Source organism: Fumia xinanensis, assembly GCF_014384905.1.
Taxonomy (GTDB): domain Bacteria; phylum Bacillota; class Clostridia; order Oscillospirales; family Ruminococcaceae; genus Fumia; species Fumia xinanensis.
In genome coordinates this window covers 390,353-413,030 of the sequence record NZ_JACRSV010000002.1, presented here as the reverse complement: position 1 = coordinate 413,030, position 22,678 = coordinate 390,353, and the positions used below count along the sequence as shown (strand labels likewise).

Below are 22,678 nucleotides of genomic sequence, written 5' to 3'. Positions count from 1 at the left end.
CCGCTTGAAATGAAGCTTTCAAACGCGGTTATGGACCGTTTTGCGGTTCTGCCGCAAAAACCGCTCCATCCCCGGAAAGGAAGGATTATTTTATGAAAACATTCAAATCGGTTCTGGCAAAATCAGCGGCAATTTTCCTGATTTTTACCGTCGTCTGCGGCGTTTTGTACACCGGCGTGGTCACCGGAGCCGCCCAGCTCATTTTCCCCCATCAGGCCAACGGCAGCATCATCGAAGTGGACGGCAAGAAATATGGCTCGGAGCTTTTGGGACAGCAATTCACCGACGACGGCCACCTCTGGGGCCGCATCATGAACATCGACGTTTCCACCTACACCGGCAAAGACGGCAACCCCCTTATGTACGCCGTCCCTTCGAACCTGAGCCCCGCCAGCGACGAATATGAGGCCCTGGTGGCGGAACGGGTGCAAAAACTCCGGGCATCGAACCCCCACATGGGCGACGCCCCCATCCCAGTGGATCTCGTCACCTGCTCCGGCAGCGGCCTGGACCCCCACATTTCCCCCGCCGCCGCGGAATACCAGGTTCCCCGTATCGCCAGCGCCCGCGGCATTCCAGAACAGGAAGTCCGCAACGCAATCCGCTCCTGCACCAAAGGCCGCTTCCTGGGCCTTTTCGGTGAGGAAACCGTCAACGTCCTGGAAGTGAACCTGATGCTGGACGGCATCCTGCAACAATAGCCCCCCAAAAAGAGGATTCTCAAGGAATCCTCTTTTCTCTTTTGGGGCAGAATCTTTATACGATCTTAATACTAAAAACCATTCTCTCATAGAAATTTAAAGCAAAACACTTTATAATGGTTGTAATGGAGGTGGTATTGTGGAGGAAACAAGAACCGACCCGGAGAAGCTTCTCCGGCAGATCCGCAAGGAAGAGGAACAAAGCCGCCGGGGACACCTGAAAATCTTTTTCGGGTACGCCGCCGGGGTCGGCAAGACCTATTCCATGCTCAAAGCCGCCCACGCGGCCAAACGCCGGGGCGTCGATGTGGTGGTGGGCTACGTGGAGCCCCACGCCCGCCCGCAGACGGTGGAACTCTTAAACGGCCTGGAAATTCTGCCCACCCGGCAAACGGTTCACGGCGGCATCGCCCTTCGGGAGTTGGATTTAGACGCCGCCATCGCCCGGAAGCCCCAGCTGATTCTGATTGATGAGCTGGCCCACACCAACGCCGACGGCAGCCGGCACTTGAAGCGGTATCAGGACGTAAGCGAACTTCTCGACAACGGCATCGACGTCTATACCACCGTCAATGTCCAGCACATCGAGAGCCTAAACGACATGGTGGCCTCCATCACCGGCGTCATGGTGCGGGAGCGGATCCCCGACAAAGTCTTTGACAACGCAAACCAGGTGGAACTGGTGGACATCGAGCCGGAGGAGTTGATCGAGCGGCTCCACGCCGGGCAGATTTATAAGGAATCCCAGGCCCAGCAGGCCCTTAAGAACTTTTTTAACATCGACAATCTCACCGCCCTTCGGGAAATCGCCCTGCGCCGCTGCGCCGACCGGGTGAACACCCTGACCGACACGGCCCGGGTCAAAAACAACACCGATTTTTACACAGACGAGCATATTCTCGTCTGCCTCTCCCCCTCCCCCACCAACTCGAAAATCATCCGCACCGCCGCCCGGATGGCCCGGGCATTTAAGGGCACCTTTACCGCCCTCTTCGTCGAAACGCCGGACTTTTCCGCCATCACCGAGGAAAACAAAGAGCGGCTGCGGCAGAATATCCATCTGGCCCAGCAGTTGGGCGCCGCCATCGAAACGGTCTACGGCGAGGACATCGCCTTTCAGGTGTCGGAATTTGCCCGTCTCTCCGGCGTGTCGAAAATCGTCCTGGGCCGGAGCAGCGCCCGGAGGGGCCTCCTGTTCGCCCGCCCCTCCCTGACCGAGCGGATCACCCAGCTCTCCCCGAACCTGGACATCTACATCATCCCCGACCGGAACACCCCTCTCTACAAGGCGAGACGCCGCTCCCCTCAGCGGCCGGAACGCGTCCCTTCCGACGTTTTTAAAAGCCTGTTGGCCCTGGCCGCCTCCACCGCCATCGGCTTTCTGTTTTACGAGCTGGGATTCAGCGAGGCCAACATCATCACCATTTACATCCTGGGGGTGCTAGTAACGGCGGTCACCACCTCCCGGCGGGTCTTCAGCCTTGTGAGCTCTATTGTCAGCGTGCTGCTTTTCAACTTTCTCTTCACCGAACCACGCTACACCCTAAACGCCTATGACGCGGGATACCCTGTCACCTTTGTCATTATGTTCATCGCCGCTTTCCTCACCAGTTCCCTGGCCGTCCGCATCAAAAAACAGGCGCGGCAGTCGGCGGAAACCGCCTACCGGACCAAAATCCTCTTTGACACCAACCAATTGATCGGCAGCGAGAAGGACTTCGCCGGCATTGTCTCGGTCACCTGCAATCAGCTGACCAAGCTCTTAAACAAAGACGTTCTCTTTTACGGCGTGCGAAACGATGAGCTCTCCGCCCCCCTCCTCTTCCCCGTCCACAGCGGGAATGAGATGTCCGCATACCAAACGAGCCACGAACAGGCCGTCGCCGCCTGGGTCTATCACAACAACAAGCGGGCGGGTGCCACCACCGGCACTTTAGGCGATTCCAAATGCCTCTACCTCTCGGTCCGTGTGGCAAGCGATGTTTTCGGCGTCGTAGGCATCGCCATGGGCGGGAAACCCCTGGCTCCCTTTGAGAACAGCATCATGCTCTCCATCTTAGGCGAATGCGCCCTGGCCCTCAAAAACGACAAGGTGACGAGAGAACGGGAGCAGGCCGCCCTTCTAGCCAAAAACGAGCAGCTTCGGGCTAACCTTCTCCGCTCCATCTCCCACGACCTGCGCACCCCCCTCACCTCCATCTCCGGCAACGCCGGAATCCTCTTGTCCAGCGAGGAAAGCATTGAAAAAGAAAAGCGCCGACAGCTTTACACCGATATTTACGACGACTCCCTGTGGCTCATCAACCTTGTGGAAAATCTCCTCTCGGTCACCCGTATTGAGGACGGCACCATGAAGCTCCGCCTCGCCGCCGAGCTTCTCGACGAAGTGGTTGCCGAAGCCCTTCGCCACACCGACCGCAAGCGCAGCGAGCATCATGTGGAGGTACAATCCGACGACGACTTTATCCTGGTGAAAATAGACGCCAAGCTCATTATGCAGGTCCTCATCAACCTGGTGGACAACGCCGTCAAATACACCCCCAAGGGCTCCCACATCGTCATCGAGCTGAAGCGCCGGGGTGCCGAGGCGGTGGTCATCGTTTCCGACGACGGCGGCGGAATTCCGGACGACGCGAAAAAGCACGTCTTTGACATGTTTTACACGGCGGAGACAAAAATCTATGACAGCCGCCGCAGTTTAGGCCTGGGGCTTGCCCTGTGCAAGTCCATCATCACCGCCCACGGCGGAACCATCACCGTGGGCGACAACGACCCTCACGGGGCCGTTTTCACCTTTACATTACCGGCAGAGGAGGTCACCTTGCATGAATAAACCGCTCATCCTGGTGGTAGAGGACGATTCCGCCGTCCGCAACCTCATTACCACCACCCTGGAAACCCACAATTACCGCTATCAGGCCGCCCCCAACGGGGAAGCCGCCATCATGGAAGCAGTCTCCCACAACCCGGACGTGATTTTGCTGGATCTGGGCCTCCCCGACATGGACGGCATCGACATCATCAAGAAAATCCGCTCCTGGTCCAAAACCCCCATCATCGTCATCAGCGCCCGCAGCGAGGACACCGATAAAATCGACGCTTTGGACGCCGGAGCCGACGATTACCTGACAAAGCCCTTCTCGGTGGAGGAGCTCCTAGCCCGCCTGCGGGTCACCTTCCGCCGCCTGAACGACGTGGGCTCCGAATCCGCCCCGGACTCGGTTTTCACAAACGGGGAGCTGAAAATCGACTACGCCGCCGGATGCGTCTTTCTGGAAGAAAAGGAACTGCACCTGACCCCCATCGAGTATAAGCTCCTCTGCCTGCTTTCGAAAAACGTCGGCAAGGTGCTGACCCACACCTTTATCACCAAGGAAATCTGGGGCAGCGCCTGGGACAACGACGTGGCTTCCCTCCGGGTGTTTATGGCCACCCTGCGGAAGAAAATCGAAACGGACCCTTCAAACCCCAAGTATATCCAGACCCACATCGGCGTGGGCTACCGGATGCTGAAGGTCTGATACATCTCTTTTCGGGGCGCGCCGCCATGCCGGAATTTTCCCGCGGCTCGCCCCATTCCCACGAAAAATCACCCGGCCGCGACGGAACACATTCCATCGCGGCCGGGTGATTTTGTTTAGTTGTTTTCTTCCACCAGCCGGTAGTAGGTTTTCGCCGTCAGGGCGTACACAATGGCGTAAATCACGAAAAACGCGATAATCACGCCGATGGTGCAGAGCAAAAACAGCCCTACGTCGGTGAGATAGAAGATGGACAGCAGCTTGCAGATGACCCCAAAGGCGAATGCCACGTGGATCACCGCCACGACGATGGGCAGGAAAAAGACGGTCAGAATCTGCCTGTGAATGGTCTTTTTCACTTCTTTCCGGCTCATGCCCACTTTCTGCATAATCTGGAACCGGTCGTGGTCGTCGTATCCCTCGCTGATCTGCTTGTAGTAGATGATGAGCGCCGTCGCCATGAGGAACAGGATTCCCAAAAAGATGCCCAGGAACAAAAATCCGCCGTACATGCCGTACCAGTCCTGAGTGTTGAGGGCCCGGTTGTCGTAGCTGAAGGCCTTCTCGGTGGTTAAAAGGCCTTCCCTGAGCTGCCGTGCGAACGCCATCTGCGCCTCCTCCGTCCCCTCGGTGTCGCAGACGAAGTAGTGCATCTGAAACTCGGTGAGCGGCTCGTTACTGGTGGCGTTAAAGAGGTCCTTCATCGCTTCCGGGCTCTCCATCACCACAAAGCAGCTCTTCATGGTGGCCAGATACCGCCCGGATTTCAGCGGGAAGGAGTCGAGATGCTCCTTGATGCCGTACTTCCTCGGGCCGAGCCGCAGCACACTGTCGTCAAATTGCCAGCCGTCGGCATAAAAGAGCACTTCCCCCGGACCGAGCGCCTTGTTTTCCCCGGTCAGGCGGTTGTAGTCCTCCACGGGGATCAGCTCGAACTGCACCGGCATCTCGCTTCCTTGCATCAATTCAGGATCGGAGTCAAAAGCCCCATCCCGCTCCATAGCAAAGGTCATCAGGCTCCGGTAATCTTTCCGGTCAACGAGGGTCACACCGCTTTTCGCCGCGATGTCGTCGATGATCTCATCCACTTTCCCCGGCGCGAAGTCCTCGTCGCTCACCAGCACCGAAATGTCGTGGGGATACCGGTTTGTCAGGGTGTTTTCCTGCCCGAGATAGAGCGAAACCGTCGTGGACACCACCACCAGAACCATGGTGCTCAAAATGCAGATGTTTCCAAGCCCCACGGCGTTCTGTTTCATCCGGTAGAGCATGCCGGACACCGAAATAAAGTGCTCCGGCTGGTAGTAAAACTTCTTGTTGCGCTTGAGGGCCTTTAAGAGTGTCACACTCCCCGCCACAAAGAGGCAGTAGGTGCCGATGATGACGGCGACGACCGCCACGAAGAAGAGAAGCAGCGCGTCCAGCGGGGATTTCACCGACACCGCGATGCCGTACCCCAGCCCCAGCATCAAAATACCGATGATGGTCAGGGGCCAGTTGGTTTTCGGCTCTTTCTCCCCTGTCTGCCCGCCCCGGAGCAGCTCGATGGGATTGACGAGGCTCACCCGCATGGTGTTCGCCACTAAAATCAAGAGGAAAATCCCCAAAAACAACCCCGCTGAAGAGGCAATTACCGACGGAAAAACGGTAAAGGTCAGCGCCACCGGGAAGTTTAACAGGTTTAGCAGCAGCAAAAACACCGCCTTGCTGAACAGCAGGCCGAACAACAGGCCGCCGACAATGGTAATCGCCGCCGTGTACAGCGTCTCAAAGAACAGGGTGGCGGCGATGTGCCGCTTCTGGAGCCCTAAGATGCTGTACAGTCCCAGCTCCTTTTTTCTCCGCTTGAACAAAAAGGAGTTGGTGTAAAACAGCAGGATGACACAGAAAATGCCGATGACGATGGTCCCCATCCGCAGGATCACCTGAAGGGGCTGTGCTCCCGGCATGTCGTTCAGCCCCGGGTTCGCCGCGATGGACTGCATGGTGTAAAACGCCGCCTCGGAAAAGATGCCCGACAAAAGGTAGGGCAGATAGGTGCTCTTATTTTTGCGCAGGTTTGTCAGCGCGAGCTTGGGGAAAAACAGGCTACTCAACGTCCTTCCCTCCCGTCGTCAGCACCGTCAGGGTGTCGGAGATTTTCTGGTACAGCTCGTCGTTTGTCATCTGCCCCCTGTAAATCTGGTGGAACACCTCGCCGTCTTTGATGAACAGCACCCGCCCGGCGTGGCTGGCGGCCCGGATGCTGTGGGTGACCATCAAAATGGTCTGCCCGTCGGCGTTGATGTCGTGGAGCATCCGCAGCAGTTTTGTCGCCGCCTTGGAGTCGAGGGCCCCCGTGGGCTCGTCGGCCAAAATGATCTGCGGGTTCGTGATGAGCGCCCGCGCCACCGCCGCCCGCTGTTTCTGCCCGCCGGACACCTCGTAGGGGTATTTTTGAAGAATCTCCCCGATGCCCAGCTTCTGTGCAATCGGCCCTAGCCTCTGCTGCATCGCCTTGTGGGGCTGCCGGGACAGCACCAGGGGCAGAAAGATGTTGTCTTCAATGGAAAAGGTGTCCAGCAGGTTGAAGTCCTGGAACACAAAACCCAGGTGCTCCCGCCGGAACGCGCAGATCTCCCCGTCCTTGATGGCGGTGATGTTTCGCCCGTTTAACAGCACGTCGCCGCTGGTGGGTTTGTCCAGCGACGCCAAGATGTTTAAAAGCGTCGTCTTGCCGGAGCCGGACTCGCCCATGATGGCGACGTACTCCCCTTCCTCCACCGAAAAACTCACGTCGGAAAGGGCCTGCACCTGGTTCGCCCCGAACCGGGTGGTGTATACTTTTTTTAGGTTGCGCACTTCCAAAAGCGGCATAAGGGTTCCTCCTTTTATCTAAAAAATCTGATTAAAAAACGGCTTGCCCGCCCGCAAAACAGGATTGAGAGGAACAAAAGCAGTTCTCCTGCCCCTTCGCGGGCCATTATCGCGAAAGGCATGCGCGCGGGCCGCCAAACGGGCCGCCCCCACTGAAAACCCCAAAAGACCCATGGATGAAATCTCACTTGGACGGATGGATTGGCCCGATGGAACCGGAACCCCGCTTCCATGCTCCTATTATAATAAAAAAAGAAATGTACAGCCATCGAAAGAGCTTACATTTCTCCTTGGAACCTTACAGTTTTGCAAGGTTTCCGCTTTTTCATCATTACTTTTTGCATTTTAAACGGCAAACCTATCGGAGACAGCTTCGAGAGACATCTGTCTTTTAAAAAAGCAAAGTAAAAGGATATAAAATTCTGTCGTCGGTGCTTCCCAGGTCAAAAAGCCGTATCAACATACACCTCAAAGCGCCCTGCCGCATCAGGCGTGCCACATCATTCAAAAAGAGCGAAAGCGCCCTAAGCTTTCGCTCTCTAAATTGCCATATAGGTGGAAATTGACGGCCTTTCAACGATGCGCTCAATCCGTTCATTTATATCATTCATAGGCATAGCAGGGATCTGTTACATAAAGTACATCTGTCTGCTTTTATTTTAAGCAGGCTTCAACGCCGCCAACAGATACCTGTGCGTCGAGGCTTCTATGGCGCCCTCTTTGTCCAGTATTTGTTGCGCCTTGTACAGATTTTCAAAACAGCTTTCCACAGAAAATCCCGGAAATTCCCACTCAATAATTCGAGCAAACCATACCAATGCTCCTACATCAAAAAACTTAATGATAGGGAACGCTTCCTGAGACTGTAAAATTTGAAATCCAATGTCAGTAAATTTTTTGGCAGCCTTTTCTAGATATTGTTCCGGAAATGGCAGCGCTGTATCAGGAAGCAGTAAATTGACTAATTCTCGATCATTCTCCGCACCGACCTGCTGTGTAACAAAAATGCCGCCAGGTTTCAAAATACGAAATAACTCTTTGACATCGAAATTGCCATGTCTGTTTATCACTATATCGAATGAGTTATCGCCAAACGGCATATGGCTGACATCTTTGGCTTCTCGAAAATCAATTCCAAGGGGTAATAAAACCGACTTGCACAAGTTGACATTGGGAGGATATCCCTCTGTTGCGCTGGTTTTTTCGTACGGGTGGTTTAAACTTAGTAAAAACTCCCCGCCTCCCGTGTCTATATCCAGCAGATTGGCTTCGCAGGACAAATATCCGCGTACAATTGCCTCGTAGTTCCACGGAATGCCCCGGCCTTCTTCATATCGCCCTTGTATATGCGAGAAATCCCATCCGTGAATATGTGCAATGCGCTCTTCCTGTAACCACTGTTCTTTTAATCGTTCAAAATTCATGTTGACTACTCCGTCTCATATTTGGATTTTTATATAAAATCGGTGCAGCCAGCCGATGGCAAAATCTAAAAATCTCGATGCACTCCGCCATTAGATATACTGCACCGAGTAGTTACCTCGAAGAACCCTCATAAGAGTCCACCTCTTTTCAAAAATGATTATATCTCGTTTAGGACTATTTTTCAACTGAAGCCTCAAACTGCATATACAGCCCCGTTTGAAAAAGCTTGCATCATTGGGGAACCACAGTTATTGCCAAACTTCTGAATGATACATGACAAATTTTGTTTTCCCCGCTTAAACAGCAAATTCGTTGCCGTTTGGGAATGTGAAGGAACAGCATCCCTACTCCCGCCCCGTCTCCGCCTCATCCCGGCTCAGGTCGAGAAGCACCCTGGTCCCAACCCCCACCTCTGACTCAATTGCCATCCCGTGCCGCAGTTTCTGGAGCACCCGCCGGCAGAGGAACAGCCCCAGCCCGCTGGCCTTTTTGTCCATCCGCCCGTTGTAGCCGGTAAAACCCCGTTCCCCCAGCCGCGGCAAATCTTCTTTCCGGATGCCGATGCCGGTGTCCTCGATGACGAGCGTCTTAGGAGCGTCCGCCGCCATGTAAATGGAGATTTTCCCCTTCCTCGTGTACTTGAGGGCGTTTGAGAGAATCTGCTCCACCACGAAAACAAGCCACTTTTCGTCGGTGACAACGGTGCCGCAGAGCTCCCCCAGCTCCACCGACAGCTTTTTGTGGATGAACATGGAGGCGTACCGCCGTACCGCCTGTTTGACGATGTCCCCGATGCCGTATTTCCCGAACATCAGGTCGGAGGACATGGTTTCGAGCCGCTGGTACTGGAGCACCATCTCAGCGTACCGCTCGATTTTGAAAAGCTCCTGCCCCAATTCTTTTTTCTCCTCCGTCGCCTCTCCGGAGTCGAGAAGCAGGTGCATGGCGGCGATGGGCGTCTTGATCTGATGGGCCCAGAGGGTATAATACCGCTCCATCTCCTCCCGGCTGGAATCCCGCTCGGAAATAATCTTCGCCCTCGTCTGATCCATCACTTTGGCGATTTGCTGGTAATCCGCCTCGATGCGGTTTTCCGGCTCGGGCAGGAATCCCAGCTCCAAATCCGCCGTCCCCAAAAGGGTCATGAGGTGCCGGTGCCGCTTGACAAACCGGGCAAAATCCGCCGCGCCGAACAGCAGCACTACCGTGAATGAAATCAGCCCGCAGTAAAGCACCGGCCCCCAGGGAAGCCGGTACAGCGCGTAAATGAGGCAGAACGCCATAGCGGAAATGAGAAAAAACAGGAGCGTGCGCACTTTTCCCCTGAGATACGCCCCCAAAAGTGCAAAAACCGTCTCCCGCTCTTCCATCAAACCGCCCCTTTCTATTGTTTTTTGCCGGAATGGCTGGCCCCTTGCAGGGGCCGATACCTTATCGGCCCGCCGTTTCCACACCCATTGTGCGGGCGGCTATCAGCCGCCCGCACAGCCCCCGCAGTTTATTCTTTGTTACACGGCGGATACGGCGTGGGATCGTCGCTGAGACCCATCAGATAATCCACACTCACACCATATAAATCTGCAAGTTTGATAAATACCGCCAAAGGAACCTCCCTTTTTCCGGTCTCATACAGGGAATAAGTCCGCTGGCTCACCCAGAGATACTTTCCCATCTCCGCCTGTGTCAAATCATTGTCTTTACGCAAATCTCTCAGCCTTGGAAAGATCATTTTAATCACCTCAAGGCGATTATACCAAACAAATTCCTGAAAAGCCCATGGTAGGACAATCTGTTCTAAAATAGATGGTGGCGGGTGGCCGATAGCCGCCCCTACCTCTTCTATCGAAACACCGTAGGGGCCGACACCCTATCACCCGCCTTTTGTCCCTTTTTTTGACGGATAGCACGGGTAGGCCGTGGCCCCTGTAGGGGCGGCTATCAGCCGCCCGCAGATTTACCGAGCTGTCCGAAATCTCTGTTATTGGGCCGATGCCCTATCGGCCCGCTATTTTCCCACAGACCGCCCTTTCCCAAACCGCTTCCCCATCCCCCAGATGAGCAGATTTAGCACCACGGCTGCCAGCAGCGCCAGCCCCCCGGTCAGCGCCCACCCGGCGCCGCTCAACGGCACCAGCGAGAACAGCTCCGGCAAAAACACGACGCACCCGGCAAACAGCGCGCACAAAAATCCCAGCAGAATCTTCCGAATCTGGGTAAACGGCATGCACAGCCGCAGAATCAACAACAGCCCCGCAAACCCCGTCAGCAGCACACAGATGGTGGAAATCATCTCCACCGGGAAATCGAGCTTCCACCCGATAAACACCGTCAGCACGATGTTCATAACGATAGTCACGCCCCCCGGCACCGCCTTCATGAGGATGTTTCGGAGGAAATTCCCCTCGATCCGCGCCCGGTTGGGCTCCAGCGCCAGAATAAACGCCGGGATGCCGATGGTCACGGCGCTGATGAGGGTCAGCTGAATCGGCATGAACGGGTAGGGCATCTGGATAAACAGAAACAGCAGCGCCAACATGGTCGCGTACATGGTTTTTGTCAGAAACAGCGACGCCGACCGCTGGATGTTGTTGATGGAGCGCCGCCCCTCCCCCACCACACGCGGCATCGAGTCGAAGTTCGAGTTTAACAGCACCAGCTGGGACACGTTCCGCGCCGCGTCGCTCCCCGAAGCCATGGCGATGGAGCAGTCTGCTTCCTTCAGCGCCAGCACATCGTTGATGCCGTCGCCGGTCATGGCCACCGTGTGCCCCGCTTCTTTGAGCGCCTTAATGAGCAGCTTTTTCTGGTCGGGAAGCACCCTCCCGAACACCGTGTACCGGGCGGCCGCCGCCTTCACCTCTTCATCGGTCTTGCAGGCCGACAAATCCACCCACTGGTCCCAGTTTTTGAGCCCCGTCCGCTTTGCAATCTGCGACACCGTCAGCGGGTTGTCGCCGGAGATGACCTTCACGTCCACCCCCTGCTCCATAAAATACCGGAGGGTTTCCTCCGCCTCGGGACGAATCACGTCCTGAATCAGCACAAAGGCCACGGGTTTGAGCCCTTCCGGCAGCCCCCGTTCCCGGAACCTGCTCTCAGACCGGGCTAAAAGCAGTACCCGCCCCTCCTTCGCGTACCGGTCAAGCTCTGATTTGAGCCCCGCCGCCATCTCCGGGAACAGGAATTCCCCCGCCCCGATGACATAGGTTCCCTTGCCCTCAAAGCTCGCCCCTGACCACTTAGTCTTGGACGAAAACGGCACCGCTTTTGTCAGTTTCCAGTCCGATTTTTCCCCGTACTTCTTGGCAATCGCCTCGAAGGTGGCGTTCCGGTCGGGCAGAGCCCGGCAAAGGGCCCTCAGCGCCTCTTCCGCTTCCCGCACCGGGTAGTTCCCCCAGGAAATCACCTTCGAGACTTCCATCGTCCCCTCGGTCAGCGTCCCCGTCTTGTCGAGACACAGGGTGTCCACCCGGGCCAGCGCCTCGATGCAGTACAGTTCCTGCACCAGCACCTTGTGACTCGATAGCCGGATGACACTCACCGCCAAAACGGTGCTGGTCAGCAGCATCAGCCCCTCGGGAATCATCCCGATCAGCGCCGCCACCGTCTGCACCACCGCGTCATTAAAACTGTTGTCCGGCAGCCGCATCTGCCCCCAGAAGAGCAGCCCCCCCACTGGAATGATGATGACAGAAACAAACCGGATGATCTTTTTCAGCGTCTCCATGATCTCGGAGCGCACCTTTTTAAACTGCTTCGCCCCCTTGGAGATGGTGGAGATGTAGTTTTCGTCCCCCACATGTTCGGCACGCGCCTTGCACTCTCCGCTGACGACAAAGCTCCCCGCCAAAAGCAAATCCCCCGGGTGCTTGAGGATGGGCTCCGACTCGCCGGTGACGAAGGACTCGTTCACTTCGCACTCGCCGCTGAGCACTACGCAGTCGGTCACCACCTGCCCTCCGCTCTTTAAGGCCAGCACATCGTCCAGTACCACCCCGTCCACCGGGATTTCTACCGGCATCCCGCCGCGAATCACATGGGCCTTCACCGAGGACAGCAGCGACAGTTTGTCCACCGTCCGCTTGGCCCGCAGCTCCTGAAAAATGCCGATAGCCAAATTGCAGAGCACCACCCCCATAAACAGGCAGTTTTTATAGGACCCCACCGCCAGCACCGCCGCGGCGAGGATGACATTGATGAGGTTAAACAGCGTACAGACGTTGTCCCGTACAATTCGCCCGACGCTTCTCGTCGCCACGGTACAGTCCACGTTATTCAGCCCCTCGATCATCCTCTGCTGCACCAGCGCCGGGGAAAGCCCCTCGTCCGGTGCGGGATGGTAGCGTTTTATATTCTTTGCCTCTGCCGATTCTTTGCCCATGTTCTTCCTCTTTCCGCATTTTGTCTCTTCTGTTTCGTTACGCTGTATCTATTATCTCAAACTGTCATGAAAAATCTGTAAACCCGCTGTCAAAAAGCGGTAATTTTTGAGGCTGTTCCGCCCCATCCCCTACTTTACCGGATTTCTCCCCCTTATGCAAGCCCATTCCGGCGAAAATCGGCATATAGGCCAACGGTGCGCGGAGGTCCCCGCGCACGCCCTGATAAGGAAGATAAAAGAAGGAGCTATTCAACTAAACGAGCTTCCCCGTCCCCTGCCGTCAGAAAACAAAAATTTCTACGCCGCGAGCCCGTCCATGGCATGGCGGCAAAAATTTTTGCCTTTTCCCACCGTTTTTTTTAAATTTGGTAGCAACTAAGCCCCCTCCCTCGTTTTATCCATCAGAAAGGCCCTCACCGGCCCCGCGGAAAGGAGAACACCCATGTACAAAATTCTCATCGTCGAAGATGATCTCACCATCGCCCGGGTGCTGGACGAGCGCCTCCAAAGCTGGGGCTATGCCGTCCAAACTGTATCGGATTTCAGCCGGGTGCTGGAGGATTTCCTCTCTTTTGACCCCCAGCTTGTCCTGCTGGACATCTCCCTGCCCTACTACAACGGCTATCACTGGTGCCAGGAGATCCGCAGGCTCTCCAAGGTTCCGATTATTTTCATATCCTCCGCCGGCGACAACATGAACCTTATCATGGCCATCAACATGGGCGGCGACGACTTTATCCCCAAGCCCTTTGAGTTGGATGTTGCCGTGGCGAAAATTCAAGCCCTCCTCCGCCGCACCTACTCCTTCGGCGGACAGGTGAACGTCATCGAACACGGCGGCGCCGTTTTAAACCTGGGAGATGCCTCTCTGTCCTGCGGCAACCGAAAAATCGAGCTCTCAAAAAACGAATTCAAAATTCTCCAGCTTCTTTTGGAGAACAAAGGCAAAACCGTCTCCCGGGACGCCATCATGAAGCGCCTCTGGGAAAGCGACAGCTTCATCGACGACAATACCCTCACCGTTAACATGACCCGCCTGAGAAAACGGCTTCTGGAACTTGGCCTTCAAGACTTCATCCACACCAAAAAGGGCCTGGGCTACCTCATCGAAAACGAATGATATGTCCTGCAAATCTCAGCCGATGTATCTATAACCTGCCCGTGATATTCCCTGCTTTATTCTCACTGACAAAACTTTTTCACTGCATAAAATACCCCCGCCGCATTTTACAAATTCATTCATTGCCGCCATACGAGGTTTTCGGAGAAATCCACCCGCCATAACAAAAGAGTAAGGCCTTCCATCCGTTTCATGGACAGCCTTACTCTTTTTTCATCCGCACGATTTCCTCTACAATGGTAGCAACTCGGTTGGCATCCTCCGCGTCGAGACGGCGCACGGCCCGATTAATCCGCATCCGCGCCTCCGCGTTCACGTCCCCCTTTCCCCTATCAAAATCCAGCAGTTGAGAAAGGCTGATTCCCAGCGCGCTGCATATTTTTTGCAGCGTATCTATCGTAGGACATTTGAGGCCCTGTTCGATGTGCCCCAAAAATGCCGGATTCATCCCGGCCGCAAAAGCCAGCTGTTCCTGGCTCATTCCCAGCAGTTTTCGGAAATATCGTATTCGGTCTGCCGTTTTTTTAGTAATTTCCCGTTTTTTATCCGTCATAATTTCGTTCTCCTATCTATAAGTATACTTTATCTCATATAAGATATTCCTTCAAATCTCTATAGGTAGTAATTATTTATACTTATAGATATTGACAAATAAAAATTTGTCTGGTAAACTAAATAAATAAAGATTATTTAACTTACATCCTAAAAATTTCCACTTTCTATTCCATAAAGGAGGCACCTTATGATCTGTCCATTTTGCGGCAAAGAAAATCCTGTTTCCGCCCAAAAATGCCAGCGTTGCGGCGTTTCTTTTGAGCGGGAACCTCTCATCGCCGATATGCTTCCCCCACGGAAACGACACTTTTCCCCCTGGATTATCGCCGTTTGTGCTCTAGGGCTTTTCCTTATTGTCGTCTTGTTCATCATATTACTGGAAACATAAAAAGCGTAGGCACCACTTTGTGGTACCTACGCTTTACTAGTATAAATGTTGTTTGTATTATCCTTTGGAACTGGCCGTATCCGCCTGATCCTTTTCCTCTCCCTGGAACCTATCGATTCGAAATACCGGCTCATAGGAATGGGATTTTCTTCGTACCATTATATGATACCATATCCCCAACCCCGCAATGATAACCGCTAAAATGCCGCAGGCCAGCAAAAAGACATACAGTGTCTGCTGCAGTTCGGCAACCACCAGATAGTAAAGCGGCTTTGAGGTAATGGCCAGCCGCTCGATTCGCCCGGACAACAAAGCGAATCCCGTCGGAATGAACAGCATCAAAAAAGAACCACTGAGGGCGTAGATCACATTGCGTATCACACTGGATTTTCTTGGATGGATGGAAAACAGCACAAAAAAGACAAATAAACTGAGGGCTGCCATGACACCGATTCCCAACAGCACCGGATTTTTCGCCTTCTGCAACATAGAAGCTGCCGCCGAACCCATTGGAAACCGCAATTCGTTTCGATATGTAACAGCGCAGTAATCCACCAGCTGCTCCAAAGACTGCTCCAGCTCTTCGCTGACGACGAATCCCCGGTCCGTTACATTGGCCAGCAGCTTTTCATACAGCATGGAGCGGAAAGCCTCAGTAGAAACGTCACGCGGCTTTCCGTGATAGATAGCGGACATCACTCCGCGAATATCCTCCCGAACGGTCTGCTCGTCCAAAACAGTGGAGAAAAATGCCTCGTCGAATCCGCTGGACATGCCATAGGAAATGAAAGTGTTTTCGATGCGCTCGATAACATTAGCGGCATATCCGCTTCGGTCCACCTGCTTCTGCAAGAAACTTTCGCTGAGTATAGTAGTCTGAAGCACCAAAAGGGCCGAAAGAGCCGCTACGAATAGTGAAAGAAAAAACGCCAACACATAGGAGACGCCGTTTCGTATTTTAGAACGGTTCTGCATAACAAATAACTCCTTACTCCGGAAGATTCCACTGCGGCCCGGAAACGTATTTTGCATAGACAAAATACCGCTGAGAGGTAAATCCCAGCCGGTCGAAGGGATAACAGGTGTACAGAATGAGATTTTCCTCCGGGGCGCTCAGGTCATAGGCGGTGGAATCGGTATCTTCCGCCACCCTGCTGTCCGTCATTTCATAGACGTACTTCCCATAATTGGTGTTGATCTCAATGGAATCGCCGGGTTTTGCATCCCCCAGCGTGTGGAAATAGGTATTGTTATGGGCCGCCATCAGGATCGTTTTGCCCTCGCCGGGCAGCCCCGCCGACGTATAGGTACCTACGCCCTTTCTCAGCTCGGTCGGGCTGTCGCCAAAGTAGAGGTCCACATCAATTCCCGCCGACTGGATAATCAGCTCCCCGAAAAGCTCTCCCTCGCCAGGCAGATCCAGACTCTCCCAATTGAGAACACCGGAAGTTTCCCCCGAAGTGAAATCCTTTTCCACCGGAGCGGACTCCTCAAAGGTAGGCGGCGACGACAGAGTCACTAAATCCAGTACGTCCACCATGGGTGTCAACATCGGCATAAAGGCGATTAAAATGAGTACAAGGCCCACTATGAAAAAGGCAATCGGACAAAGGATAAATTTTGTCCGATTGCTTCTTCTGGGCTTCTCAGAAACCCGTTTGCTCATTATTCGCAGTCCTCACCCAAGCGGCTTTTCCGGGCGACGATAACAGTCGCGCTCAAACCTGCGATCAGCAGAGCAGCAACTGCCACGGCAGAAGAAGTGTCTACGCCGGCGCCAGTCTGTTTGATAGGATTGATCTCAATAGTAGAAACATTGCCGTCCTTATCGGTGATGGTTACAGTGTTTCCTTCCACTTCCCAGTGACCGCCATCAGGAGTTGTGCCGCTGGTCTCGCCGTTATTCCAAGGGTCATTGGAACCCGAGCCGTTGTTTCCTCCAGAAGTAGAAGCGCCTACTAAAGCACTCAAATCATGGAGAGTATTCACACTGTACGATTTACCATTGGGGTCAACAACAGTAAGAGTTGTACCGCTGAAGCTTACAGTTGCACCTAATTTTTTCATCATACTGGCAGCTTTTCCAGCCAGCTGCATCTTCACGTCAGAGGAAAGTTTCTCAAAAGTAGGCTGTCCAGTCGCAATCCAGATTTGTTTTGCTTCTCTGCCTGCCGCCAAGGCCTCATCCAGTTCAGCAGAAGTAAGCTTGTTATTGTCCAGATAACGAACCACTAAGGTGACATACCGGCTGGGAATCTGTCTTGTTCTGCCTCCAACTTCAAAACTAGTAAACATCTCGTTGACAATATCGTCCTTTGTAGCGGCAGCCACCTGCATCGGAGCTGCTAAGGAAGCCATCAAGGCTACTGCACAAACTGCGGAAATGATTTTTTTCATAATTTTACCTCCTAGTAGATCCTTTTCTATTGTTACACTTTTTCAAGCAAAAACAAACAAAGAAATAAATTATTTTTTGAAACAAAAGTCCATTTTTGGGGCATAATTTAAGTATCAGCCAATGAAACAAAAAACTCAGAAAGGAAATATGCTATGGGATACATCATTACAGCCATCCTCGCTTTTTATTTTGGCCTTATGTTCGGGTGCTGCTTCCGAATCAGCAGCAGAAAGTAACGCTTTTACCCATCATTGGTATAATACTATTATAACCCTTTTGTAAAATCTTTCAAGTATTTTTTGAAATTTTCTCCGATTTCCGGATGATTTATTGCGGTTTCCACCGCCGCCTGCATAATTCCTAACTTATTTCCCATGTCATACCGGGTTCCGATGAAGTCCACCCCGATCATCCCCTGGGTTTGGGCTAAGATTTTCATGGCGTCGGTGAGCTGGTATTCTCCCCCCGCGCCGGTGGGCAGCGTCTCGAGCAGAGAAAAAATCTCCGGCGGGAGCACACAGCGCCCCAGAATAGAGAAATTGGAGAAAGCCTGTTTGGGAGTGGCAGGTTTTTCAACCATGTCGGTAACTTTATACACGTTGTCGAAAAGATTTTCCACCTTAAGCGAAGAATATCTTGTGACCTGTTCAAAAGGCACCTCTTTCATCGCCACACAGCCTACGCCGTATTTTTCGTACTGGTCGGTAAGCTGCTTGCAGGTGGGATATTCGCCCATGATAACGTCGTCTCCATAAAGCACTGCAAAAGGCTCGTCGCCGACAAATGGTTTGGCGCAGAGAACTGCATGCGCCAATCCTTTGGGCTCCTGCTGCCGGACGTAAGTGATGTTTGCTAAATTGGCGATTTTCAGGACCTCTTCGTAAAGTTCCTGTTTACCGCTGCTCAACAGCTTCTGCTCCAGTTCCGGTGTGCGGTCAAAATGGTCTTCCACCACGTGCTTGCCGCGGCTCAAAATGATACAAATATCCTCAATCCCGCTTTTGACAGCCTCTTCGACTATGTACTGGATCGCCGGCTTGTCCACAATGGTAAGCATTTCCTTGGGCATGGCTTTGGTAGCGGGAAGAACCCTGGTACCAAGCCCCGCGGCCGGAATCACAGCCTTTTTAATTCTCATCTTTACCTCTCCTTTTATATCCTGAATTATCTTACAACGCAATTCATGCGAAAATTGTCGAATCGCCATGGACAGGCCCTGCAATTCCTGTCCATCTTTGAAGTTAACTGCCTATATCTTTCCTAAATTTTAGCACACTTTTAAAACAATTTCACTACTTTTTGAGTAAAAACCTGTTAGAATCAACAATATCGCAGGACGTAATCTCCGGTTATCCTATTGGGTACATCAGCACGGCCTTATTGTCCTTGGCGTATCTGTCTATTTCTCCATACTAGCCATATGACAAAAACTACTCCTACTCCAACGCACACACCTGCAAAGTCAAGCCATACATCCTGAACCTGCGAACCCCGGGCGGACGCAATTTGGATGGTTTCGTCCGTCAGGGCAGCCAGCAAGCCGCAAAACACCGGAAGAGAAATGGAATAATATAAAGTACGCCGCGGCGAATGATGAAGAAAAGAAAGCGCCGACATTTCAACGCCTAAAACAAAAAACTCAAAAAAATGCGCCAGTTTTCGCACCAGATGCTCCGTTACGTTCTCTTTTCCGACCACGCCTTTTAAGAGAATCCAAACCCGTTCCAGCACAGCCCCGCTTTTCTTCTGAGACTCGGCTACGCTGTCCATGGAGTTTGTAAAAATAAAGGTAAGCGTCAAAAGGATAAGAATGGTAAGGAAAATGGAAAGTCTTTTTTTCAATCGTCTACCTCGCTATATATCTAGTACTTCCTCCACACCATCTTGTCCACAACCCCGGTGTAGCTCTGAATGATCTTCACAACCTTGGTGCTGACATTTTCTTCCACGTAATCCGGCACCGGAATGCCGTAATCCCCGTCAAGATTCATCTGCACCGCAGTATCCACTGCCTGCAATAAAGACTTTTCGTCGATACCCGCCAACACGAAACACGCCTTGTCCAGCGCCTCCGGCCGCTCAGTGGATGTCCGGATGCACACCGCCGGGAACGGGTGCCCCTGGGAAGTAAAGAAACTGCTCTCTTCTGGCAAAGTCCCGGAATCGGACACTACCGCAAAAGCGTTCATCTGCAAATGGTTGTAATCGTGAAAACCCAGCGGCTCATTTTGTATCACGCGCTTATCCAACTGGAAACCGGAGGCTTCCAGCCTTTTTTTGCTCCTGGGATGGCAGGAATAAAGAATCGGCATATCGTACTTCTCCGCCATTTTATTGATGGCTGTGAACAACGAAAGAAAATTCTTCTCGGTGTCGATATTTTCCTCCCTGTGAGCGGAAAGCAAAATATATTTCTGAGGTTCGAGATTCAAACGCTTCAAAATATCCGACTGCTCAATCTCCTCGAGATTTTGATGCAGCACTTCCGCCATAGGAGAACCGGTCACATATACCCGCTCCTTCGGCAGCCCGCACTCATGGAGATACTTCCTCGCGTGCTCTGAGTAGGCCAAATTCACGTCGGAAATGATGTCCACAATGCGACGATTTGTCTCCTCCGGCAGGCACTCGTCCTTGCAGCGGTTCCCCGCCTCCATATGAAAAATCGGGATATGCAGCCGCTTTGCCGCAATGGCCGACAGACAGGAGTTGGTGTCCCCCAGAATCAAAAGCGCGTCGGGCTTTATCTCGTTCATCAATTTGTAGGAGCAGTTGATGATGTTGCCCACAGTGGCGCCCAAATCATCCCCAACCGCGTCCATGTAAACTTCCGGCTCCTTGAGTTTCAGGTCACGAAAAAACACGCCGTTGAGATTATAGTCGTAATTCTGCCCCGTGTGCGCCAACACACAGTCAAAGTACTTCCGGCATTTGTTGATAACAGCGCCCAGCCGGATAATCTCCGGACGGGTCCCCACGATAATTAGGAGCTTTAGTTTCCCGTTTTCCCGAAATTTAATATCGGAATAATCTGTCCTTATTACCATTATTCTTCCTCCACGGGCTCAAAATAAGTATCTGGCCGACTGGAATCAAACTGCTCATTGGCCCACATGACGGTCACCAAATTCTCCGTCTCCGACAGATTGATTATGTTGTGGGTGTACCCCGGCAGCATATGGACGGCCTCGATTTTGTCTCCGGAAACCTCAAAAAACAGCACTTCCTCCGTGCCGATTTTTCGCTGCTGGATCAAACCACGCCCGGAAACCACAATAAAGAATTCCCACTTGCTGTGGTGCCAATGCTGCCCTTTTATGATGCCCGGCTTTGAAATATTCACCGAAAACTGCCCGCATTTCTCGGTTTTGAGGAGTTCGGTAAAGCTTCCCCGGTCATCTACATTCATTTTGAGCGGAAAAGCCACCTTCTCTTTCGGCAGATAGGAAAGGTACGTGGAATACAGCTTCTTCGCAAAAGAACCGTCCGCAATTTCCGGCATTTTCAGGGTTTCCGGCTGTTTTTTGAAGCTTTCTAGAAGTGAAACGATTTCCCCAAGGGCCGCTTTATGAGTCACCGGTACATAACAGTATCTGCCGTGCGGCTGCTCCACCGCATCAACGCCCTCAAACTCGCAGCGATGCTCTTTTCCTTCTAATGCATCCAGCATTTCGGCTACCAAGTCATCGATATACAGTAGTTCCAACTCTACCGCCGGATCATTTACCGTAATCGGCAAATCGTTTGCAATGTTGTGGCAGAAGGTCACCACAGCCGAGTTATAGTTGGGCCGGCACCATTTGCCGAAGAGGTTCGGGAATCGGTAAATGAGCACCTTGGCGCCTGTGTCCCTCTGATAGTCCCGAAACAGTTCTTCTCCCGCCAGCTTGCTTTTCCCGTATTCACTTCCGGCATACCGCCCCAGCAGCGTCGCCTGGATGGAGGAAGCGAGCATCACCGGACAGCGGTTTTGATACTTCTTCAGCGTATCCAGCAGCGTAGAACCAAACCCAAAATTGCCCGCCATGAATTCCGACTGTTCTTTCGGCCGGTTTACGCCGGCAAGGTTAAAGACAAAATCCGCTTTTTCACAAAATCGGTCCAGAAGCTCTGCTCCCGTATCAATATCATACGCAAAAATCTCGTCAATTTGAACGCCCGGGCGGGTGCGGTCTTTCCCATCCCTGATATTTTTCAGGGACGCCACAAGATTTTTCCCCACGAAGCCGTTGGCGCCTGTTACCAGTATCTTCATCTATCGGTTCTCCCACGCGGCCAGTTCGTCACTGATATACTGTAAAGACAAAAGCTTTTCCTTCACCTGCTCCACATTGAGAAGCTCTGTATTGTTGCTGTTGAACTCGGTCAGCGTATTGCGTTTGGTATCGCCGTCTTTAAAATACTTATCGTAGTTGAGGTCTCTTTTGTCACAGGGAACCCGATAAAAATTGCCCAAGTCAACAGCGTGAGCGCATTCCTCGTTGGTGAGCAGCGTCTCATACATCTTCTCGCCGTGGCGAATACCGATCACCTTGATTTCGTGCTCCGGCTGGAACAAACCGGTTACCGCTTGCGCCAAAGTCTCGATGGTGCAGGCGGGAGCTTTCTGTACCAGGATGTCCCCGCTTGTCCCGTTTTCAAAGGCAAAAAGAACCAAATCTACCGCTTCTTCCAACGACATAATGAACCGCGTCATAGAAGGCTCTGTAATAGTGATGGGAATTCCCGACTTGATCTGATCGATCCACAGCGGAATCACTGACCCCCGGGAGCACATGACGTTTCCATACCGGGTGCAGCAGATTTTCGTCCGCTCCGGCTTGACGGTGCGGGATTTTGCCACAATAACCTTTTCCATCATCGCCTTGGAGGTCCCCATGGCATTGACCGGATAGGCTGCCTTGTCAGTGGAAAGGCAGATGACCGCTTCCACCCCCTCATCAATGGCCGCCGTCAGCACATTTTCCGTCCCCAAAACGTTGGTCTTTACCGCCTCAATGGGAAAAAACTCGCAGGACGGAACCTGTTTGAGAGCCGCGGCGTGGAATATGTAATCGACACCATGCATGGCGTTTTTTACTGACGCCAGATCTCGGACGTCGCCGATATAAAAAGAAATCTTGCCCGCCACTTCCGGCATCTTCGCCTGAAACTCGTGGCGCATATCGTCCTGCTTCTTTTCATCCCGAGAGAAAATCCGGATTTCTCCGATGTCAGTGTGAAGAAAACGATTGAGAACAGCGTTTCCAAACGAACCGGTACCGCCGGTGATCACAAGGGTTTTGCCTTTAAAAATTTTTGATGTACTCATCATACTTTCTCCTTCTATAGCA

20 protein-coding genes are annotated in these 22,678 nt (G+C 52.9%); 5 read left to right on the top strand and 15 right to left on the bottom strand.

Annotated elements, in window-relative coordinates; all coding sequences use genetic code 11:
- Nucleotides 1-92 precede the first annotated feature (92 nt).
- The 3 genes from kdpC (at nucleotide 93) to H8710_RS08480 (ending at nucleotide 4,222) form a co-directional block, all read left to right on the top strand.
- A complete protein-coding gene (kdpC, locus tag H8710_RS08490) occupies nucleotides 93-701 on the top strand; it encodes a potassium-transporting ATPase subunit KdpC (RefSeq protein ID WP_249295054.1) in 609 nt (202 codons plus the stop codon).
- A 139-nt stretch (nucleotides 702-840) separates the two neighbouring features.
- Entirely contained in the window at nucleotides 841-3,534 is a 2,694-nt protein-coding gene (locus tag H8710_RS08485) for an ATP-binding protein (RefSeq protein ID WP_249295053.1), read from the top strand.
- Complete coding sequence (locus tag H8710_RS08480; RefSeq protein ID WP_249295052.1) at nucleotides 3,527-4,222, top strand: response regulator; 696 nt, start codon at nucleotides 3,527-3,529, stop codon at nucleotides 4,220-4,222. The genes H8710_RS08485 and H8710_RS08480 overlap by 8 nt, the downstream gene beginning before the upstream one ends.
- A gap of 116 nt (nucleotides 4,223-4,338) precedes the next feature.
- On the opposite strand, the gene H8710_RS08475 is transcribed toward H8710_RS08480, so the two are convergent.
- The 6 genes from H8710_RS08475 to H8710_RS08450 form a co-directional block, all read right to left on the bottom strand.
- Entirely contained in the window at nucleotides 4,339-6,318 is a 1,980-nt protein-coding gene (locus H8710_RS08475; protein WP_249295051.1) for an ABC transporter permease, read from the bottom strand.
- Complete coding sequence (locus H8710_RS08470; protein WP_249295050.1) at nucleotides 6,311-7,078, bottom strand: ABC transporter ATP-binding protein; 768 nt, start codon at nucleotides 7,076-7,078, stop codon at nucleotides 6,311-6,313. Before H8710_RS08470 ends, H8710_RS08475 begins: the two co-directional genes overlap by 8 nt.
- A 659-nt stretch (nucleotides 7,079-7,737) precedes the next feature.
- Nucleotides 7,738-8,502, bottom strand: coding sequence for a class I SAM-dependent methyltransferase (locus tag H8710_RS08465; RefSeq protein WP_249295049.1), 765 nt, complete (start codon nucleotides 8,500-8,502; stop codon nucleotides 7,738-7,740).
- Between the two features lie 345 nt (nucleotides 8,503-8,847).
- Nucleotides 8,848-9,873 carry a sensor histidine kinase gene (locus H8710_RS08460; RefSeq protein WP_249295048.1) on the bottom strand — a complete coding sequence of 342 codons (1,026 nt, stop codon included), beginning with the start codon at nucleotides 9,871-9,873 and terminating at the stop codon, nucleotides 8,848-8,850.
- A 128-nt stretch (nucleotides 9,874-10,001) separates the two neighbouring features.
- The gene (locus H8710_RS08455) at nucleotides 10,002-10,232 is read right to left on the bottom strand and encodes a helix-turn-helix domain-containing protein (protein ID WP_249295047.1); all 231 of its coding nucleotides are present in this window, start codon (nucleotides 10,230-10,232) and stop codon (nucleotides 10,002-10,004) included.
- Between the two features lie 276 nt (nucleotides 10,233-10,508).
- Nucleotides 10,509-12,884, bottom strand: a complete 2,376-nt coding sequence (locus H8710_RS08450) for a cation-translocating P-type ATPase (protein ID WP_249295046.1) — start codon at nucleotides 12,882-12,884, stop codon at nucleotides 10,509-10,511.
- A 442-nt stretch (nucleotides 12,885-13,326) separates the two neighbouring features.
- Between H8710_RS08450 and H8710_RS08445 the strand changes: the two genes are divergently transcribed.
- Entirely contained in the window at nucleotides 13,327-14,004 is a 678-nt protein-coding gene (locus tag H8710_RS08445) for a response regulator transcription factor (RefSeq protein ID WP_249295045.1), read from the top strand.
- A gap of 202 nt (nucleotides 14,005-14,206) precedes the next feature.
- On the opposite strand, the gene H8710_RS08440 is transcribed toward H8710_RS08445, so the two are convergent.
- The gene (locus H8710_RS08440) at nucleotides 14,207-14,557 is read right to left on the bottom strand and encodes a helix-turn-helix domain-containing protein (RefSeq protein WP_249295044.1); all 351 of its coding nucleotides are present in this window, start codon (nucleotides 14,555-14,557) and stop codon (nucleotides 14,207-14,209) included.
- A 189-nt stretch (nucleotides 14,558-14,746) separates the two neighbouring features.
- Here H8710_RS08440 and H8710_RS08435 point away from each other — a divergent pair, with 189 nt between their 5' ends.
- Nucleotides 14,747-14,947, top strand: coding sequence for a hypothetical protein (locus tag H8710_RS08435; RefSeq protein WP_249295043.1), 201 nt, complete (start codon nucleotides 14,747-14,749; stop codon nucleotides 14,945-14,947).
- Between the two features lie 57 nt (nucleotides 14,948-15,004).
- Here H8710_RS08435 and H8710_RS08430 read toward each other — a convergent pair whose 3' ends face one another.
- The 8 genes from H8710_RS08430 to H8710_RS08395 all read right to left on the bottom strand — a co-directional run bounded on the left by H8710_RS08430 (nucleotide 15,005) and on the right by H8710_RS08395 (nucleotide 22,659).
- On the bottom strand, nucleotides 15,005-15,922 hold the full coding sequence (locus tag H8710_RS08430) for a hypothetical protein (protein WP_249295042.1): 918 nt from the start codon (nucleotides 15,920-15,922) through the stop codon (nucleotides 15,005-15,007).
- Between the two features lie 13 nt (nucleotides 15,923-15,935).
- Complete coding sequence (locus tag H8710_RS08425; RefSeq protein WP_249295041.1) at nucleotides 15,936-16,613, bottom strand: class D sortase; 678 nt, start codon at nucleotides 16,611-16,613, stop codon at nucleotides 15,936-15,938.
- The gene (locus H8710_RS08420; protein WP_249295040.1) at nucleotides 16,613-17,344 is read right to left on the bottom strand and encodes a hypothetical protein; all 732 of its coding nucleotides are present in this window, start codon (nucleotides 17,342-17,344) and stop codon (nucleotides 16,613-16,615) included. The genes H8710_RS08425 and H8710_RS08420 overlap by 1 nt, the downstream gene beginning before the upstream one ends.
- A gap of 266 nt (nucleotides 17,345-17,610) precedes the next feature.
- Nucleotides 17,611-18,483 (bottom strand): UTP--glucose-1-phosphate uridylyltransferase GalU, encoded by an 873-nt coding sequence (gene galU, locus H8710_RS08415; protein ID WP_249295039.1) that lies wholly within the window; start codon nucleotides 18,481-18,483, stop codon nucleotides 17,611-17,613.
- A 239-nt stretch (nucleotides 18,484-18,722) separates the two neighbouring features.
- Complete coding sequence (locus H8710_RS08410) at nucleotides 18,723-19,145, bottom strand: VanZ family protein (RefSeq protein ID WP_488154047.1); 423 nt, start codon at nucleotides 19,143-19,145, stop codon at nucleotides 18,723-18,725.
- Nucleotides 19,146-19,207: 62 nt separating this feature from the next.
- The gene (wecB, locus tag H8710_RS08405) at nucleotides 19,208-20,392 is read right to left on the bottom strand and encodes a non-hydrolyzing UDP-N-acetylglucosamine 2-epimerase (RefSeq protein WP_249295038.1); all 1,185 of its coding nucleotides are present in this window, start codon (nucleotides 20,390-20,392) and stop codon (nucleotides 19,208-19,210) included.
- Nucleotides 20,392-21,600, bottom strand: a complete 1,209-nt coding sequence (locus H8710_RS08400; protein ID WP_249295037.1) for a capsular polysaccharide biosynthesis protein CapF — start codon at nucleotides 21,598-21,600, stop codon at nucleotides 20,392-20,394. Before H8710_RS08400 ends, wecB begins: the two co-directional genes overlap by 1 nt.
- Nucleotides 21,601-22,659, bottom strand: coding sequence for a nucleoside-diphosphate sugar epimerase/dehydratase (locus H8710_RS08395; protein ID WP_283242821.1), 1,059 nt, complete (start codon nucleotides 22,657-22,659; stop codon nucleotides 21,601-21,603).
- Nucleotides 22,660-22,678 lie beyond the last annotated feature (19 nt).